The 18,045-nt window shown below is 61.3% G+C and carries 11 protein-coding genes; 9 read left to right on the top strand and 2 right to left on the bottom strand.

The genetic code is table 11. The features are described from left to right. The first annotated feature begins 79 nt into the window (after window positions 1-79). Window positions 80-1,324, top strand: a complete 1,245-nt coding sequence (locus M0954_RS24575; protein WP_297356002.1) for a DUF1479 domain-containing protein — start codon at window positions 80-82, stop codon at window positions 1,322-1,324. Window positions 1,325-1,475: 151 nt separating this feature from the next. Beyond that, the gene (locus M0954_RS24570) at window positions 1,476-2,321 is read left to right on the top strand and encodes a protein-L-isoaspartate(D-aspartate) O-methyltransferase (protein ID WP_297356000.1); all 846 of its coding nucleotides are present in this window, start codon (window positions 1,476-1,478) and stop codon (window positions 2,319-2,321) included. A gap of 154 nt (window positions 2,322-2,475) precedes the next feature. Here the strand turns inward: M0954_RS24570 and M0954_RS24565 are convergent, their stop codons facing one another. Next, on the bottom strand, window positions 2,476-3,741 hold the full coding sequence (locus M0954_RS24565) for a lactonase family protein (protein ID WP_297355998.1): 1,266 nt from the start codon (window positions 3,739-3,741) through the stop codon (window positions 2,476-2,478). A 424-nt stretch (window positions 3,742-4,165) separates the two neighbouring features. Here M0954_RS24565 and M0954_RS24560 point away from each other — a divergent pair, with 424 nt between their 5' ends. From M0954_RS24560 to M0954_RS24545, 5 genes are all read left to right on the top strand, one after another. Beyond that, window positions 4,166-6,310, top strand: coding sequence for a type VI secretion system Vgr family protein (locus M0954_RS24560; protein WP_297355996.1), 2,145 nt, complete (start codon window positions 4,166-4,168; stop codon window positions 6,308-6,310). Window positions 6,311-6,331: 21 nt separating this feature from the next. Further along, window positions 6,332-6,793, top strand: a complete 462-nt coding sequence (locus M0954_RS24555; protein ID WP_122151603.1) for a DUF1795 domain-containing protein — start codon at window positions 6,332-6,334, stop codon at window positions 6,791-6,793. Further along, window positions 6,790-11,115, top strand: a complete 4,326-nt coding sequence (locus M0954_RS24550; protein ID WP_297355994.1) for an RHS repeat-associated core domain-containing protein — start codon at window positions 6,790-6,792, stop codon at window positions 11,113-11,115. Before M0954_RS24555 ends, M0954_RS24550 begins: the two co-directional genes overlap by 4 nt. Then, the gene (locus M0954_RS30385; RefSeq protein WP_122151601.1) at window positions 11,109-11,651 is read left to right on the top strand and encodes an SMI1/KNR4 family protein; all 543 of its coding nucleotides are present in this window, start codon (window positions 11,109-11,111) and stop codon (window positions 11,649-11,651) included. Before M0954_RS24550 ends, M0954_RS30385 begins: the two co-directional genes overlap by 7 nt. 123 nt (window positions 11,652-11,774) lie before the next feature. Beyond that, window positions 11,775-12,119 carry a PP2C family serine/threonine-protein phosphatase gene (locus M0954_RS24545; protein WP_133891956.1) on the top strand — a complete coding sequence of 115 codons (345 nt, stop codon included), beginning with the start codon at window positions 11,775-11,777 and terminating at the stop codon, window positions 12,117-12,119. A gap of 20 nt (window positions 12,120-12,139) precedes the next feature. Here the strand turns inward: M0954_RS24545 and M0954_RS24540 are convergent, their stop codons facing one another. Then, window positions 12,140-13,378: a hypothetical protein gene (locus M0954_RS24540; protein ID WP_297355992.1), complete on the bottom strand. Its 1,239-nt coding sequence runs from the start codon at window positions 13,376-13,378 to the stop codon at window positions 12,140-12,142. 290 nt (window positions 13,379-13,668) lie between these two features. Between M0954_RS24540 and M0954_RS24535 the strand changes: the two genes are divergently transcribed. Beyond that, window positions 13,669-17,055 carry a DUF2339 domain-containing protein gene (locus M0954_RS24535; protein ID WP_297355990.1) on the top strand — a complete coding sequence of 1,129 codons (3,387 nt, stop codon included), beginning with the start codon at window positions 13,669-13,671 and terminating at the stop codon, window positions 17,053-17,055. Next, window positions 17,052-18,045: DUF3999 domain-containing protein (locus tag M0954_RS24530; protein WP_297355988.1), on the top strand; the 994-nt coding region annotated here is incomplete at its 3' end. The genes M0954_RS24535 and M0954_RS24530, both read left to right, overlap by 4 nt.

The raw sequence follows: 18,045 nt of genomic DNA, 5'->3' as shown, positions 1-18,045 counted from the left end.
TTAATTGCCTGAATAGTATCACCACGGCGCGCATCCACGTCATATGCTCTGGACATACCAAGTCCGTATGGAGACAGTCATGGCGTTGAAAATCGAAGATTTGCCAAGCGCAATTCGACAAGCAAAAAGAGAATTGCGCGCGGCGTTGCCGAACTACCGTGAGGTGTTTGCCGAAGTCGAAGAAGCGATCCGCACCGAGGCAAAACGAATCGCCGGGCGGCGCGATCGGGGAGAGGACGTCATCCCCGAGATTCAGTTCTCCGACATTACCGAACAACGTGTCACCGCCGACCAGATCGCGATCGTCAAGGCGCGCGGCGCATGCGTGATTCGTAACGTCTTTCCCCGTGCGCTGGTGCAAAGCTGGGACCAGGAGATTGCGAACTATGTCGAACGTAATCATCTCGACAAGCGTTTGGAAAACCGAGCGGAGGACAAATACTTCGGTCAGCTCGCTTCCAGCAAGCCGCAGATCTATGGCGTGTACTGGTCGAAGCCGCAGACGCTCGCCCGGCAGTCGGAGTCGTTGACTGCGGCGCGTGTGTTCCTGAACCGGTTGTGGCGCAACGAGAGCGAAGGCCGCGTGCATTTCGATCCAGAGCATGTGCCTGTCTACGCCGACCGTCTGCGTCGCAGGCCGCCGGGCTCCGCGTCGCTTGGTTTATCGGCGCATTGCGATGGCGGGTCCGTCGAACGTTGGATTGAAAGCAATTTTCGCAAGGTTTACCGCCACGTGTTTGAAGGGAACTGGCGCGACTACGATCCGTTCGACGCTGCGTTCCGGCCTGATGTGCAAGAGATCTCATCGCCCGCTGTGTGTTCGATGTTCCGCACTTTTCAAGGCTGGACTGCCTTGACGCCGCAAGGTCCAGGCGACGGGACGCTGCAACTCGTACCCATCGCCAATGCGATGGCGTACATCCTGCTGCGCGCGCTTCAGGACGATATCGCAGAAGATGACCTGTGTGGTGCCATGCCCGGGCGGGCGCTGTCGATCAAGCGGGAATTTCATGCGCCGTTGTTCGAGGCGCTGTCATCGATTCCCAAAATGGAAGCGGGCGACACCGTGTTTTGGCATAGCGATGTCATCCACGCAGTCGAAGACGAGCATAAAGGCGCGGGCTATAGCAATGTGATGTACATCCCCTCGGCGCCCGCATGCGCCAAAAACGACGCATACCTTAAGCGCCAGTTGCCGAGCTTCCTGAAGGGCGAAAGCCCGCCTGATTTCCCTGCTGACCATTTCGAAGTCGATTTCACCGGACGCGCCACGGCCGACGACCTGACACCGGTCGGCCGGGCGCAACTTGGGTTTGAGCTGTAGTCGGGTAAAGGCGTCTTACATGCGCGAAAGCGGGCGTGAAACGGGCACGCAAGCTTACCGTTGCTGCAACACAGTAAGACCTGCGAGAGTTTCGTGACCACCAGGCCTGACCGCGATACCATATCGCGGTCCCCTCCTGGAGAGCCGGTCAATGAAAAACGTCGAAGTGCTTCGCGACTTTTATGCGCGATACGTGACAGCTAAGGTTGAGTGCAAAGATGCGAGAATCTGCGAGGCATTTGCGGCGATTGAAAGGGAGAGATATCTGGGTCCCGGCCCATGGAATGTACTGACATTGTCAGGGTATGTCTCGACCGAGACGTCGGACCCAGCCGTTCTCTATCAGGACATTGTGGTCGGCCTCAAGACCGAGCGCGGCCTTAACAACGGTGAGCCGAGCCTCCACGCACGTTGCCTGGACGCAGCGGCCATCTCGCCGGGCGAAACCATCACCCATATCGGCTCGGGAACTGGCTACTACACAGCGTTGCTCGCGTACCTCACTGGTCGCGCAGGGAGCGTGGCCGCGTATGAGATCGACCCGGGACTCGGCGCGCAAGCGGCGTCGAACCTTGCACACCTGTCGCAGGTTCGGGTCATCGGGGAAAGCGGCACTCAAGTAGTGTTGCCGCAATCGGATCTGATTTACGTCAGCGCGGGCGCGACGCACCCGTTGAACAGTTGGCTCGAAGCGCTCAACGATGGCGGCCGTCTCATCTTCCCATTGACGCCTAACCGGGGCCTTGGCGGCATGTTGCTCGTGACGCGCGTCGCCCCTAACTCCTATACGGCAAAGTTCATTTGCACGGCGACGTTTATCGAATGTATTGGTGCGCGCGATGATGCGACCGGAGAGTCCCTGGTTACCGCGTTCGAATCAGGCAATGCCGCTGCAGTCAGGTCGCTGAGATGGAACACGCCTGCCGACTCGTCCGCGTGGTTCGTTGGAGCCGATTGGTGGCTATCAACGTTAGAGCCGGAAGCGTTCTCCGCTTGATATCGAACATCGTCAGCTCGGCGTATGCGTGCCCGAAGCACAAGCAGGCGGACATGTTTAGACGGCCGCCGGCGACAGGCATTGACGTACGAGCTGCAGGTGCCCGCATACACGCACCTGAAACTCGTTCGCCATCCAAATCAAATCCGCAACACTATGCACTCGCAAAAGCAATATCGGACGGGCTCCCAACCGCAACATAAGTCCCCGCAAACCGCAGCTTGCCACTGGCCTTATCGACCGAAAAGATCGCGATATGGTCACTGCGTTGATTCAGTGAATACATGAAATGCCCCGACGGATCGAATTTGATCACACGCGGATAGTCTCCACCGGTAGGCACTTCCCCAACGCGTTGCAAATGACCGTTTCCGGCGACGCTGAACTGCACGATCGTGTCATGCAACCGGTTCGCCACATAGATGAAGCGGCCGTCATGTGAAAACACGAGTTCCGACGCGAAACTCGTGCCCTGATACGTGTCCGGCAGCGTCGAGACCGACTGCAACTGCGTCAACGTTCCGTGCGTACTGTCGTAGGCATAGCAGACCAGCGTCGACGCCTCCTCGGTGACCTCATACAGATAGCGGCCATTGGGATGAAACGCTAGGTGCCGTGGTCCGGCGCCTGCCGACGCGGCGACGAACGGCGGATCGTTCGGTGACAGTGCGCCGGTCGCTTCGTCGAACTTCCAGATATACGTTCGATCGACGCCGAGATCGGTTGAGATCGCGAATCGACCGTCGGGCGAGGGCACAATCGTATGTGCGTGCGGGCCGTCGTGGTCGCTGATGGCAAAGCTGCCGGGCACGCCTTCCGCTGCGTGTTGTGCACCGGCCGGCGCCTGTGGTTGCTGAACAGAGCAAGCCTCGCCCAGCGTGCCGTCATTCGAAATCGGGAAGACCGCGACACTGCCGCTGTTGTAGTTCGCGACCATCAAAAAGCGTCCATCTGGATGCAGGCTCAGATAGACCGGACCGGCGCCGTGCGAGTTGACCGTGTTGATCAGCTTTAACGTCCCTGTGCCGCTTTCGATCGCATAGGCGCTGACCGAGCCGTTGGTCGTGCCGTTGTAGTTCTTCACCTCGCTAACAGCGAACAGGAAGCGCTGTTGCGGGTCGACGATGAGGCTGCTTGGATTCTCGACGCCGCGCAAGGGCTCGAGTGCCTCGAGCTTGCCGCTACTCCGGTCCACCTGAAAGCGATGGATGCCGAGGCCATTGGGCGTGTAAGTACCGACGTACGCAAACAACGGCTTGCCGCTATCGGCGACGGCTGTGGCGCCTTTGCTCGCGGCCTGCGCAGGACGCGTCGCTGCGAGCGAGCCGATTGCAGAAACGGCAGCCAGCGCGCTTACGCTCCTGAGCCAGACGCGTCGCGCCTGCGAACGAGGTACCTCGAGATTCCCGACATTGCTCATTGTTTGTCTCCTGAGTAATAACCGACATTCGCTCGACGCTTCATCGGTATTTGGTACTGGTAGCCAATACGACTGTCTGATATACCGGACATTAGTCCGACTCGGCAGATGAGCTGAAGTGTTTCACGGAAAATAAATCGTTGCAATGGGGCGGGTGCGGCGCCACCGGAGCGCGTGAACTGAAACCTTTAGGATGACGAACCTCATGCGCGCAGCATCGTTGCCCATCGAAATCTTCAATATGCATTTTGAATAAATCCGGATAACGGGGTCTGTGCGCGAGTACGAAAAAAACGATCAGTTGTCACGAAATGCAAATGTTCGTCTGTAACGTTTCAGGGTGTGAGAAATTATCGTGCGGTAGCAGGGCCTCGGGTCAGCCAGCGGTGGGGGAAAAGCCTGAGAAAAAAAGAAAGGAACGGATATGAGCTTCGCTCCAGACAGTCTTCTTTCAAACGGTTCAGGTGGCAGTCCGTCAGGCTCGATGAGCGCGCTCGGAGGTCTCGCCGGATCGATGACCTCTGGTGTCGCCAATCAGCTCGGGCCGCTTGCCGGCCTGGCCGGTCATGTCGACACCGTGCAGCGGGCGGCGCAGCTTGCGCAGACCGGCTTCTCGCTGATGAACAAGCCGCCTTCGGCGGTCGCGGACACGATCAACAATACCGGCACCGCGGGTGCCGCGCCGCTGACCCAGCAGAATCGGTACGTCACGCTCGACACACCCCTCGGAACCGATGTTCTGCTGGTGAGCGCTGCGATCGTGGACGAACACGTGAACCGGCTGCCGGAAATCCACCTCGATCTGCTGTCCCATACTCAGGACCTGAAGCCTGAGGACCTGATCGGCCAGCAGGTGCATCTCAAGTTCGATCAACAGGCGCGGCAATCGACCGTCGAGCGGATCGTCGCATCCGATAGTGCCGACGAATTTCGCTACTTTGACGGCTACGTTGCCTCGTTTGATCGCGCGGGCAATCCGGGCCGTGTCACGCAATACCACATGACGGTGGTGCCGTGGTTCTGGTTTCTGACGCGCTCGACCGATTGCCGCATCTTCCAGAACGAGACTGTGCAGGAGATCCTCTCCGGGATTTTCCAGGAGCATGGTTTCTCCGACTTCGTTTTCGACATCCAGACGAGCCAGAATCCACTCGAGTACGTGGTGATGTACCAGGAGTCGTACTTCAATTTCTGCGCGCGGCTGATGGAGCAGGAAGGACTGATCTGGACTCATCGTTATCAGAAGGACAAGCATCTGCTCGCGATCGGCGACACGAATCTTGTGTTCCGGCCAATCGATGGGCTGACCACGGTCCAGTACGCCGATAGCACGTCGAGCGAATACAACGGCATCGACCAGTTGCATGAAGGGCGGCGGTTCGGAGTCGGCAAGGTGACGTTCCGGGATTTCAATCACCAGACTCCCTCGTCTCCGCTGATGCTGGTGCAGGCCGAGCCGCAGACGCTCAAACACGCGCGGCTCGATTCCACCGAGCGCTTCGAACACCAGTCACTGTACGACCATAGCGACGACGGTAATCGCTACGCCCGCTATGCCATGCAGGCGGAAGAGGCGAACGCCTATCGCTATACCGGCGGTGGCTATGCGTGGCGAATGACGGCGGCGGGTAACGTGACGGTGATGAATCACCCTGTGCAGGCGAACAATCAGGAGTACGTGATTCTGGGGGTGCGTCACCAGGCGGTTAACGACTACACGCAACATGCCGCGAAAACGCCGTATCGAAACAGCTTCTCTCTGCTGCCGCAGAAGATCGTCTATCGTCCACAACGGATCACGCCAAAGCCGCTGATTCAGGGCACGCAGTCGGCGATCGTCGTGGGTCCGAAGGGCGAGCAGATCTACACCAATGGCAGCTGCGTGAAGCTGCACTTCCTGTGGGACCGGCGCGGCAAGCTCGATGGCACGGATTCGATGTGGATCCGCATCTCGCAGCCGTGGGCGGGCGACGGCTGGGGCGCGGCGGCGATCCCGCGGATCGGCCAGGAAGTCCTCGTTGCCTTCAATCAGGGCGACGCGGATAACCCCGTGATCGTCGGGCGGGTATACAACGGCGATCAGGGCAACCCCTACCACGGCGCCGCTGGCCAGACGATGGGCATCAAAAGCCAGACGCACAAGGGCGCGGGTTCGAACGAACTGTCGATGAGTGACGTGAACGGTTCGCAGATGCTGTACATGCACGCCCAGAAGGACATGAACACCGTCATCGAGGACAGCGAGACGCACCAGGTAGTCGCTGGATCGCGGAGCGTGACCGTTGCTGCGGGCGATGAGACGAAGCAGATCGGCAAAGGCAACCTGACCGAAACGATCGCGCAAAAGCGCAACACGACCGCAGCCGATGTTCAGGTCTTCACGCCCGCAGGCGACGCAGGCGGAGGAACCCAGGTCTATGGCGCGGACAAGAGCATCACGCTTGCTGTCGGTGACAGCACCATCGTTCTCACGCCTGACGGCATTCTCCTGAAGCACGGCAGTTCCACCATTATGCTCAGCGATGCCGGTGTGTCAGTTAACGGTCAGCGTATCGATCTCAACAAATAGACATTGATAGGGTTCCTCATCATGTACTACGCGATCCACGAAGGAACGTTCGTACTGCCCGATGCGGCGCTGGACCGCACGGTCAATATGTTGATGCTGAACCAGGGGCCCGGTGGCTTCAATCTCGTGATCTCGCGCGGCCGCCTGCGCGAGGGCGAGGATCTCGATGCGTTCATCGCCCGGGAGTGGGGGCTTGCGACACGCGAGGCGCCGAAGCTCACCGAGCATTCGCGCGAGGCCGTGACGGTGGGCGGCCGGGCCGGTGTCCAGATCGAGGCGACTCAGGAGCAGGACGGCAAGCTCAGGCATCAGTTGCAGAGTGTGTTTCCGGCCGATGACAACGGCACCGTGCTGGTGATGACGCTGACTTGCGCGTCGCCGTTGACCGAAGAGCAGCGCGCGACTGCCGACCGGATGCTCGACAGTTTCGAGCCGCGCGTGGTGCGGCCAACGCTGGCCGATCCGCCGGAGGATGCGAAGTGAGTGACGAACAGTACGCCGCCGCGCGCTATCTGGATCCGATCCAGCATACGTCGCTGCTGGGCGATCTGCTTGGCATGGGTGGCTCGCTGCTGGGCGGTGCGGCCATCGGGTGGGCGCTGTCCACATTGGCGGAAGGCGCCGTGCTTGGGGGGCTGGCCTTGCTGGAAGTCGGCACGGCCGGACTCGCGACGCCGCTCGTGATTGGGATCGGAATTGGCGTGGCCGCCGTCATGGAAGGGAGCGGCCTGAACGAGAAGATCGACAACGCCGCACATGCGCTAGGTAACGCGATCGCCCCGCCGGAAATCAAAGGCAAGATTACTAGTGGCTCGCGCAATGTCTACGTCAATAATCTGCCGGCTGCGCGCGCAGCCAGACCGGGCGACATGGACACGATCGAATGCCAGAATCACTCCGGGCCGCAGATGATCGCCCAGGGCTCCGGCAACGTCTATATCAACGATCATCCCGCGTCACGGGTGGGGGATAAGACCACGTGCGACGCCAGCATTGCAGAAGGTTCGGACAACGTATTCATTGGTGGTGGAACGCAAACGGTACGTGATATCACGGCGGCGCGCAAATGGGTGGCATGGCTGGGAGCAGCAATCGGGATCGCGCTTGCCTTGTGCGGGCGCGGCAAGATGAACTGGGACGATTTCCTCAAGAGCAAGCTGCCTTGTCTCGCGCTCAATATGGGCGCGGCGCTTGTTGGCACCGCGCTGGGTCATTTGATGCGGACCTCCGCTGGTCACCCGGTCAACGTGATCACGGGCGGCAAGATTCTGGACGGCACGCACGACACGGATTTCGTGCTGCCCGGAGCGCTGCCGATCGTCTGGCGTCGTTTCTATAGCAGTCACGATGACCGGGCCGACAGTCTGTTTGGACCGGGATGGAGCGTGCCGTTCAGTGTCGAACTGAAACTCGGACGTGACGAAACTGGCCACATCGAATCGATCACCTACTGGGACGAACAGGGGCGCGACATTGTGTTCCCGGCGGTGCCTCCCGGCGAGAGCCATTTCAGCGTGCCAGAAGGTATCTACCTGATTTGCACGGCCGGCGGCCATTACGTAGTCGAAGCGGTGGACGGGCTATACCGCGATTTTGGACGAGCTGACACCACCAACGGCGATTCGCTGAAGCTGTGGCGACTCGAGGATCGCAATGGCAACTGGATCGAGGTTCAGCGGGAAACGGTGGAGCACATTAGCCGGCCGGCTCGCGTGCTCGACAGCGCCGGTCGAACCCTGAGGCTGACGTATGCGCAGGCGCACCCTCAGCGTGTCGCGTCGATCGATCTAGGCCACGGCGTCGAGGGGGAACCGCCCGAAACGCTGGTGCGCTACACGTATTCCGATGCGGGCGAACTGGAGACGGTGACGGACCGCAGCGGACAGATCGTGCGGCGCTTCGCCTACGAGAATGGTCTGATGATCCGGCAAATCCTGCCGGGCGGACTGCAATCCTTCTATGCATGGCAAGGAACGGGGCGCGACGCTCGTGTGGTGCGCCACTGGACCGATGATGGTGAGGAATACGTATTTGAAGTGGAGCCCGAACACCGGGAGGTCACGATCACCGATCAGCTCGGACGCGTGACTCGCTGGACCTGGAACGCGGACTGCCAGCCGACCCTTTATATGGACGCTGAAGGCCACGAATGGCAGTTCGACTGGAATGCGCAGCGGCAACTGGTCAGCACGACTGACCCAGCCGGTCACACGACGCGCTTCGAATACGATGAGCGCGGTCGTCAGACGGCCCGAATCGATGTACTTGGACGCGTCGAGCGAACCGAATGGAACGGCTTTTACGACCTGCCAGTCTCGGAGATCGATCCGGCGAATGCGCGATGGATCTACCGCTACGACGAACGCGGCAACCTGACGATGACGCGCGACCCAGCCGGGTTCGCGACGGAATATCATCGCGACGAGAGAGGACTCGTGCACACGATCCGTGATGCACGTGGCGGCTACAAACATCTTGAGTGGAGCGCTCGTGCACAGCTGACTGCTTATACAGACTGCTCCGGCAAGACGACGCGCTTCGTGTACGACGCGCGCGGGATGCTTGCGCGTGTGATCGATGCCGCCGGCCACGAAACGGTCTACGAGGCCGACCCGATGGGGCGCGTCACGTCGATCGTGACAGCCGATGGTGCCCGTCAAACGTTCCGGTACGACTCCGGCGGACGGTTGATTGAAGTCACCGATCCGAACCAACGCGGCACCCGCTACGACGTCAACGCGCGCGGGCTGCTGTTGTCGCGCACGGATGCGGCGGGACGGGTGGTGGGGTTTGGCTACGACGAAGCCTTCCGGCTGGCGTCGCTAACCAACGAGAACCGCGAAAGCTACCGGTTCCGTTATGACCGCCGCGACCAGCTCGTCGAGGAGGTGGGGCTGGACGGTACCACGCGCTCATATGCATACGACGTATGCGGATTCGGTGTCGCTGCGCGGGAGGACATCCTCGAGACGACTTACGAGCGAGACGCGCTCGGGCGGCTGGTCCGCAAGGTGGCCGTGCGCGAGGCCTGCGCATACTTGTACGACAAAGCCGGTCGGATTGCGTCGGCCGAGCTGTATAGCGTTACCGCAAGGGGGACATCGCTGAAGAATCGGGTGAACCTGAAATACGGACCGCGCGGTGAGTTGCTCGAGGAGTACACGCCGACCGGATGGCTTGCGCATAGCTACGACGAACTCGGCAACCGGATCAACACGACGATCTCGGGCGAACGCACGATCGACTGGCTGCACTACGGCTCGGGACATGTCCACCAGGTGCGCGTCGATGATACGACGATCACCGATATCGACCGCGACGATCTGCACCGCGAGGTGCTGCGCACTCAGGGCAGACTGACGAGCGAATTCGGCTATGACAGTGTTGGCCGCCGTGCCCAGCACACGGCGCTGCGTGGCGCGTCGCCCGAAGCGTTACTCGGCAAGCAGTGGCAATACGATGCGGTCGGCGACGTGACGCAGAAGCGGGATATGCGGCACGGCGTCACGAACTATCGCTACGATCCGACTGGGCGTATCGAGCAGGCGGTGGGGCCGGGACTGCCATCGGAAGTGTTCCGCTGGGATGCGGCAGCGAACCTTGTTTCGGGCGATCACCCGGGCGGGTATGTGGAGCACAACCGGCTGCGGATGTTCGAAGACAAGCGCTTCGAATACGACCGCTTCGGGCGTCTGTCGCGCAAGCTGAGTGGGCGCGGTCCGACGAAGGAGCAGACATTCGAGTACGACGACTGGCACCAGTTGAAGACGGCGGTGACGAAGGATCGGATCGGCATCGCGACGACGCACTTCGAATACGATGCGCTTGGGCGACGTGTTCGCAAGCTAAACGGCGGGTACGCGAGTACGGATTTTCTGTGGGACGGGATGCGGCTTATTCAGGAGACGTATCACGACCGGCGCGGTGAAGAGGCGCTGACGTATCTGTATGAAGACGGCAGCTATGTGCCGCTTGCGCGGATGGATCATCATGCGCCGGCTGCGAATGATAGTGGCGTGGCAGATGCGGTTTACTATTTTCATAATGATGTTTCGGGGATGCCTGAGGAGTTGTCTGACTCCGGCGGCGAGCTGGTTTGGCAGGCGCGCTATAAGGTCTGGGGTAATGCGGTGCAGGAGGAGTGGATCCAGCGTACCCCGGTGCGGGCAGCGGTGGCGTGGGGTGAGGTTCAGGAGGCTGGCGTGGCGCCGGGGCATGTTCCAAGGCCGCAGAATTTGCGGTTCCAGGGGCAGTATCTGGATCGCGAGACGGGGCTGCACTACAACACGTTTCGGTTTTATGATCCGGATGTGGGGAGGTTCATCAACCAGGATCCGATTGGGTTGCGGGGTGGTTTCAATCTCTATCGGTATGCGGCGAATCCCTTAGTTTGGATTGATCCTTGGGGATGGGCGGCCGATAGATTGCCAAGATCTAACGGCTACTGGGACGGCGAGCAAGGAAATAGCAACTGGTACTCCGACAACCCAAGTGTAAACGCCGTTACCGGCGGTGATCCAGTTCCATTCCAAGGCGGGCGACCAGATTTTTCGGCATGGTCGAAGGGCGAGTTGACCTTCCCAGAAGGTACGCTCGATGGCACCCGGCAAGACTTCACCAAGGTCTACGAGCAGATTGGGGGCGCCAAGGATATAAGTCCAAGCGCTGCGCAGAAGCTTTTGAGAGAGAATGGTCTGACTCCGCACCATTTGAGCCAGACACAGATACAGCTAATTCCGTCCGATCTACACGGGAATGTTCCCCACACTGGGTCGGCTGCCGATATGAGGAAGACGCGATGCTAGACAAACTTTCTCGGCTTGGGGCTACGCCCGCCGATGTTTCGGGAGAGCTCACCGCCGCGCGACTGAAGTCTTTGGAAGCCGCGACCGGAGTGCTCCCAGAAGACTATACAAACCTATTGCTTCATTTTGGTGGAGACATCGAGTTCAGTGCAATAGTTGCATACCGCCCGGACGTGCCGTCTCCATGGACTTCGGACGATGGAAGGGACACTCTGGAAATGTTGTATGGACTAGAAAGCAAATATGGCTTGTCGGTCCTCGAAATGTACAACAGGTACAGGACGCGTATTCCGACTGGCTGGATTCCAATCGGCGCGGCACCTGGAGGAAATCAGATATGTTTGTATATCCGTGACCGGGCAAGCGCGCATGTCGGTTTTTGGGACCATGGAAGTGAGGTAGCTCCGGGGCTATCTCCAAGAAGCGACGGCTTGACATCGATCGCAGTCTCTCTCCAGAATTTTGTTGATCGGCTTACCCCGGAAAAGCCCTCAACGAACGTACCGGACGATGTCAAAGTAGACTTGCGATTTTAGTGGTAAATGGGTGTGTGGCGCATCACCATCATGAATCAACGCTTCGCCCCTCCCTAGACGAGCGGTCGGGAGGTCAATGTCGATTCGCGGCTTTACCTCTTCGACGACGCCGAGTAGCGTCTTTTGACGGAAGACGACTCGTGGTTGAACGAGCAGGTCAAGGCCGGTCTTCCCTTGCAGGCCGCACTAAAGGATGCGAACGCACACTGCATCACACAGTGTCTCGGCATGCGCGATGCCGAGCCGGTGATCCATACGGGCGCGTGCCGGCTGAGCGCCACGAGTTGGCTGCTGCTGTGTTCCGACGGCTTGTGGAATTACTTCTCCGAGCCGTCGGCGCTATGGACCCGGCTCGCAGAAGGGGCAGGCGACGCACCGCTGTCCAGCCGGTGCGTGCGCCTGGTCGAGCTTGCGAACGCCGCAGGCGGCCAGGATAACATCAGCGTCGCGTTGTACCGTTCGCGCTGACATAGGCTGCGCTGGAGACATCAACTCCAGTCGATGCTGCCCGGTTCCGGGCAGACCCATGACGTCTTCAGGCGCTCGCGCATCTCCGCGAGCGTGGTCCTGACCAGCAGCTTGCCGTCGCGGAACACGGGGGCCAATGCGCCGCCGTTGAACTGCTCCGGCGTTTGCTGTTGATAAAGCACGAAGTCGTCGCCTTCCTTCTCGACGCGCAGCAACCCCTTGGCAGACTTCTTCGTGCCGTCGTCCGTGGCGGGGTCCTTGTAGATGTCGACCACCTCGTTGCCGACTTCGGCGTAGATCGCCTTCATCGCCCAGCCGAAGGTGTCTCGTGAGAGCATGTTGTAGGTGTACGAACCAATCCAAAACACTACGTTGCACGATGCGAAGCCTTTCGCCGCGAGACGCAGCATGATGTCGCGAGCCCGTGCCAGGCTGATGCTATCGCCGTAGATCAGGCCCACGGCCGAATCGAGAATCTTGAAACCCTTGTCCGTCGTCGTGCCGCCGTAGATATTCCAGAGACATTCGACTGCGCCGATTCGTTCGGCCTCGGTGATGGTCACGCCGGGTTCGCCGCGCAACTGGTAGACGCCGCCGGTAAAAGCTTGCGGAGCGCCGCTTTCGTCGCAGCGCAGCTCTTCGTCAAGGTAGCCCGTGAGAATCCTGACCGGGTCGCCCGAGTCGGGACGGAACACGACCTTGCACATACCCAGCGCGTTTGGCTTGCGCGCGCGGATCTCTTCCTTGAGGTCCTTGGCGACCACCGTCATCACGTTCCAGAAGTCGAATGAATCGCTGACGATGGAGACCATGCCGGCCGGATAGTCTTGCGTCACCAGCTCGCGAATCACTTCGCGCTCGGCCAGACGGCGCAGTGCCTTCTCATCAAGGATGGCATTCGCCGGATAGCGGGCGAGCCGTTGCAGCGTGAGCAGGATGCGCAGTGTCATCACGCTGTGCTCGGTGGCGGGGATCGAGCCGCCAACCAGTTCCTTGTCCGCATCTGCGCCGTAGAAGTCTTCGGCATAGTCGATAGCCGGAATCGTGTCGGTCCCCGTGACAGACAGCAGGTGACCGGTGCCGCAGCGCATGGCGTCGTGCACGCCGCTCATGCCGCGCATCGAGAGGTCGTGTCCCTGCCAGTCGATGAACTCTTCCGGGGCGCCGGCAGTCAACGGCCCGCCCGGTTGTTTCGAGTCAACCAGCTTGGGCTCTTCAGGCGCAGCCTGGTAGCCTTGTATCGCATCCGCACTGCCCATGTCTTCCCCAGATTCCTCGCCGGTAGCATAAACGCGGCACAACGGCCTGTGTACGTCAAAGCGGCTGTTCTAACGACATTGTTGCGGCATGCAAAATGCATGATTTGGTTGTCTTAACCAAATCGCATTGGTAGCCGGATACGAAGCGACGCATTGGAGGTATTCTCAACCTTGCGTTGTCGTAGCAAAGTTAATTAGTATTCGGCTGACCAAAATATTTAAACGGGCGATTGCTGGCTTTTGCCACGCCTCACTTTGCCACGCTGATAACAACAGGATAGAAAACGGTTATGACGTGGGTCTTTGCAGTGATCGGCCTCGTGGTGGGCACAATTGTCGGGCTACTTAGCGATTTCTCGGCCAGTGCCGGCGCGCTGGTGGGCGCGGCTGCCGGTTTCGTAGTGGGCCGTGTGCTGCAAAGTGTGACGCGAGCCTTGTCCGGGAAGGAGCCCTCGTCACAGGGATCCGTTAGCCCCGGCAGCGCGCCACCAGCCACATTGTCAGAACGCGTGACGAGCCTCGAGACGGAAGTGGAGGGGCTCCGGCGCGAACTGGTCCAGTTGCGTGGCCAACTCGCGGGGGTATCGGCAGGAGCGTCGGGAGATCGGGGGACTTCACCCGCGCTGTATCCGCAGCGTTCCGTTGATCCGTCGGGCATGTCATCGGCTGATGCTGACGCTCCAACGGGCACACCGCTCGACAACATCCCCCCACAACCGGTTGCGACGCAGCCTGTGCCGGTCGAGCAACCCGCTTCTGCATATGCAATCCGTCCCACGCCTGCGGCCGCGCAGGCAACGGCCAGCGTACCGGCGGACGCCGATGCCGCAGCCTGGGTTGACGACACTGCCATCATCCGCGAACCAGCTATCGCAATCGAGCCGCCGCAACCACCTGCACCGCGCGGGCCCGGTCTGCTGGAGCGCGCCTTCCGCGCCGCGCGCGACTGGCTGTTCGGCGGCAACACGGTGGTGCGGGTCGGCATGATCGTGCTGTTTTTCGGCGTCGCATTCCTGTTGAAGTACGCCGCCGACAACAACATGCTGCCGGTCGAATTCCGTCTCGCCGGCGTGGCGCTGGGCGCGACCGCACTGCTCGCGGCAGGTTGGCGCATTGGCGATCGACGTGGCGCATATGGCCTCGTGCTGCAAGGGGGCGGCGTCGGTGTGCTGTATCTGACGGTGTTCGCCGCCACCAAGCTGTACCACTTGCTGCCGTCAGCCGCGGCCTTACCGTTGATGGTGGTGATCTGCGCACTGAGCGCATTTCTCGCGGTGCGCCAGAACGCATCGCCACTCGCCTTCATGGGCAGCTCAGGCGGCTTTCTCGCTCCTATCCTGCTCGCGAGCGGTGGCGGTAGCCACGTTGCGCTGCTCAGCTACTACGCGCTGTTGAATGCGGGGATCTTCGCGATTGCATGGTTCAAGGCGTGGCGCCCGCTTAACCTGCTCGGTTTCGTGTTCACGTTCTCGATCGGTACGGCATGGGGCGTGACCGCCTATCGGCCGGAACTGCTCTGGAGTACTGAGCCGTTCCTCGTTCTGTTCTTCCTGATGTACGTTGGCATCGCGCTGCTCTATGGCGTGCGGCGCGAGATTACGCTCAAGCACTATGTCGACGGCACGCTGGTCTTCGGCACGCCGATTGTCGCGATCGGGTTGCAGGCCGCGCTGATGAAGCACATGGAGTTCGGTCTCGCATGGAGCGCGGTTGCACTGGCCGCGTTTTACCTCGTGGTCGCGACATGGCTTTCCCGCCGGCGCGATCGTCTCGGCTTGTTGTTCGAGTCGATGCTGGCGCTTGCTGTGATCTTCGCAACCCTCGCCGTGCCGCTCGCGTTTTCGGGGCCCACAACGAGCGCGGCGTGGGCAATCGAAGGCGCCGCCATCGTGTGGGTGAGTGTTCGCGAGCGCCGCCTCGTGCCGTTCGCCTTCGGGCTGCTGATGCAGATCGCAGCGGGCTGCGCGTTCGGTGTCGGTCAGGTCTTTCACCCGGACCTCGACGCACTGCCGGTTCTGAACAGTAACTACATCGCCACGCTGCTGGTTGCGCTTGGCGGTGTGTTCACCGGCTGGTGGCTGCACGGACGCAGCGAGGCGCGTGCGTGGCACGCGTGGATGCCGGGCGTCGGTCTCGCTGCCGCGGCGTGGGGATTGCTCTGGTGGCTGGGCGGCGGCACGGCAGAAATTCTTGCCTACGCCAATCGCTACACCGAGCCGGACACTACGCGTTTCGTACTCCATGCGATTACCCTGTTCGCTGGGGCAACCGCGTGGCTTGCACACATCGCGCGCCGACGGCTGTCGTGGGCGCTTGCCGAATGGCCCGCGCTAGCGTTGGTGCCGGCGCTAGCGCTGCTGGTCCTCGCCGCATTCGAGGGCTACGAGGCGCCGTTCCGCGGAATGGGTGTGATCGTCTGGCTCGTGAGCGTCGCTTCGGCGTACCTGTTGCTGTGGCGTCAGGAACGCGACGTCTCCGACCAAAGGATGGCGCCGCTGCACACGCTGATGTTCTGGAACCTCAGCGGCTTGCTCGCGCTGGAAGGCTATTGGCGCATCGCCGCCTACGTACCGGAAGGCGCGTGGCGCTGGAGCGCGTGGGCGTTCGGCTTCGGTGCGCTGCTTCTGCTGATCGCCGGCGTGGGTGAGCGCTTGCGCTGGCCGGTTGCGCGTTTCCCGCGTGCGTATCAGGTGTGGGGCGCGGCACCGCTCGCCGCGTTGCTATGGGTCTGGAGCATCGCGAGCGTGTCGAGCGACGGCGACGCGTCGCCGCTCTTCTGGCTGCCATTGCTCAATCCGCTCGACGTCGCACAACTGCTGGCCTTCATGGCGATCGTCGTCTGGCTGCGGCGTCTCAGGACGCTCGGCGTGCAATGGCGCCCGCACGTGTTCGACTACGCGGCGCTGGCGACCGTGTTCCTCTGGTTCAACGCGCTCCTGCTGCGTACGCTGCATCATCGTTTCCACACCGCGTACGACGTGGACGCGGTGCTGTCGTCGTTTGGTCGCCAGCAGGTGTTCCTGGTGGGCTGGAGCGCGTTTGCCTTCGTGGGCATGTGGCTGCCGCGCCGCGATGGTCTGGTGCGGCTCTTTGCGATCGCATCGACCCCGCTGATTCTTGTGATGTGGATCTGGACCTTCTACGCCAATCTCACGCAGGATGGCGGCAGTTGGGCGCGCGTGCCGCTGCTCAATCCGCTGGATCTCGTGCAGGTCGCGATCTATGCGATCGCGGTGCTGTGGCTCGTGCGTGTGAGCCGCCTTGGCGTACCCGTGGCTAACTATCGTGTGCCGCTACAGGCCGTCGCCGTCGCGACTGGCTTCCTTTGGCTCAATGCCATGCTGCTGCGCACGCTGAACCACTGGGCGGGCATCCCGTACAGCTTCGACGACATGACCCACTCGATGCTCGTGCAGGCCTCGGTGTCGGTGTTCTGGACGCTGTGCGCGCTGCCGACGATGATCTGGGCGACACACCGTGCGAACCGGGCGCTGTGGTTCGTCGGCGGGGCGCTGCTTGCGCTGACCGTGGTCAAGCTGTTCGTGTTCGATCTTTCGCATGTGCAGGGCATCGAGCGCATCGTGTCGTTTATCGGCATTGGCGTGTTGCTGCTGCTGATCGGCTATTTCTCGCCGCTGCCGCCGAAGGCACGGACCATCACGGAAGCCAGTTCATGAAGTGTCTCTTCGTAGCCGTGGCGCTATGCGCGTTGTCGTCAGTCGCAAGCGCGGAACCCGGTCAGCAGGCCGACCAGTTCGCCCACCGGTTCGCGCTCGATCTCAACGGCAATGGTGCGTACTACACGGTCACCGTGCCGCAGGCGGTCTACGCGGCAAGCTTGCGCGGCGATCTCGGCGATCTGCGGGTGTTCAACGGCGCGGGTGAACCGGTGCCGTATTCGCTCGACGCGCCGCGCGCCGCCGCGCAAACACCGAAGCGATTGCGCACGGTCCAGTGGTTCCCGCTGCCGCAGGCGGAAAGCAGCGCGCAGAATGCGCCGCTCGGTGTGTCGATTGCGGCGGATGGGTCGTTGCACGCAACCGTGGCGACGCCGGCACCCGCAACGCGCGATGGAGACGTCGTCGACACCGGACCGGCCGATGGACAGGTCAGCGCACTGCTGATCCATCTGCGCAACGAGAGCTACCAGGGCCGTGTAAGTGTTGAGTCGAGCGACGATCTGCGCAACTGGCAAGCGCTCACAGATACGCAACTGCTCAAGGTCAGCTACGGCGGCAGCACGCTGTCGCAGGAGCGCATCGAGGTGGAGGGTCTCAAGGCTCGCTATCTGCGTCTGCGTTGGCCGGACGGTGCGCCGGATATCGCGTCCGTCGAAGTCGAGGCGCAGGCGGCCGATGCGAATGCGCAGGACAGCACCGCGACGCAGCGGCAGTGGCGCGCAGGCGTTGACATGCAGGCAGGCAAGGCGCCAGGCGAGTATCTGTTCGAAACCGACGGCGCGTATCCGGTCGACCGTTTGCGGCTGGATCTGCCGCAACCTAATACGGTCGCGCGCGCGACGGTCTATTCGCGGGCGAATGCGCAGACTCCCTGGCGCGACGTGGCAGACGGCGTGCTGTACCGGTTGCGTGGCAAGACCGGCGACCAGGGCAATCCACCGTTCGAAGTGTCGGCCGATACGGATCGCGAGTGGCGCATCGTCGTCG

This window comes from Paraburkholderia sp. (assembly GCF_026225065.1).
Classification (GTDB): Bacteria; Pseudomonadota; Gammaproteobacteria; order Burkholderiales; family Burkholderiaceae; genus Paraburkholderia.
This window is presented reverse-complemented; position numbering and strand designations above follow the sequence as displayed.

Bases quoted from the DNA above. Each gene is read 5' to 3' on its own strand.
- M0954_RS24575 (WP_297356002.1), top strand. From the start codon at position 80: ATGGCGTTGAAAATCGAAGATTTGCCAAGCGCAATTCGACAAGCAAAA.
- M0954_RS24560 (WP_297355996.1), top strand. From the start codon at position 4,166: ATGAGCTTCGCTCCAGACAGTCTTCTTTCAAACGGTTCAGGTGGCAGT.
- M0954_RS24565 (WP_297355998.1), bottom strand. From the start codon at position 3,741: ATGAGCAATGTCGGGAATCTCGAGGTACCTCGTTCGCAGGCGCGACGC.
- M0954_RS24570 (WP_297356000.1), top strand. From the start codon at position 1,476: ATGAAAAACGTCGAAGTGCTTCGCGACTTTTATGCGCGATACGTGACA.
- M0954_RS24540 (WP_297355992.1), bottom strand. From the start codon at position 13,378: ATGGGCAGTGCGGATGCGATACAAGGCTACCAGGCTGCGCCTGAAGAG.
- M0954_RS30385 (WP_122151601.1), top strand. From the start codon at position 11,109: ATGCTAGACAAACTTTCTCGGCTTGGGGCTACGCCCGCCGATGTTTCG.
- M0954_RS24535 (WP_297355990.1), top strand. From the start codon at position 13,669: ATGACGTGGGTCTTTGCAGTGATCGGCCTCGTGGTGGGCACAATTGTC.
- M0954_RS24555 (WP_122151603.1), top strand. From the start codon at position 6,332: ATGTACTACGCGATCCACGAAGGAACGTTCGTACTGCCCGATGCGGCG.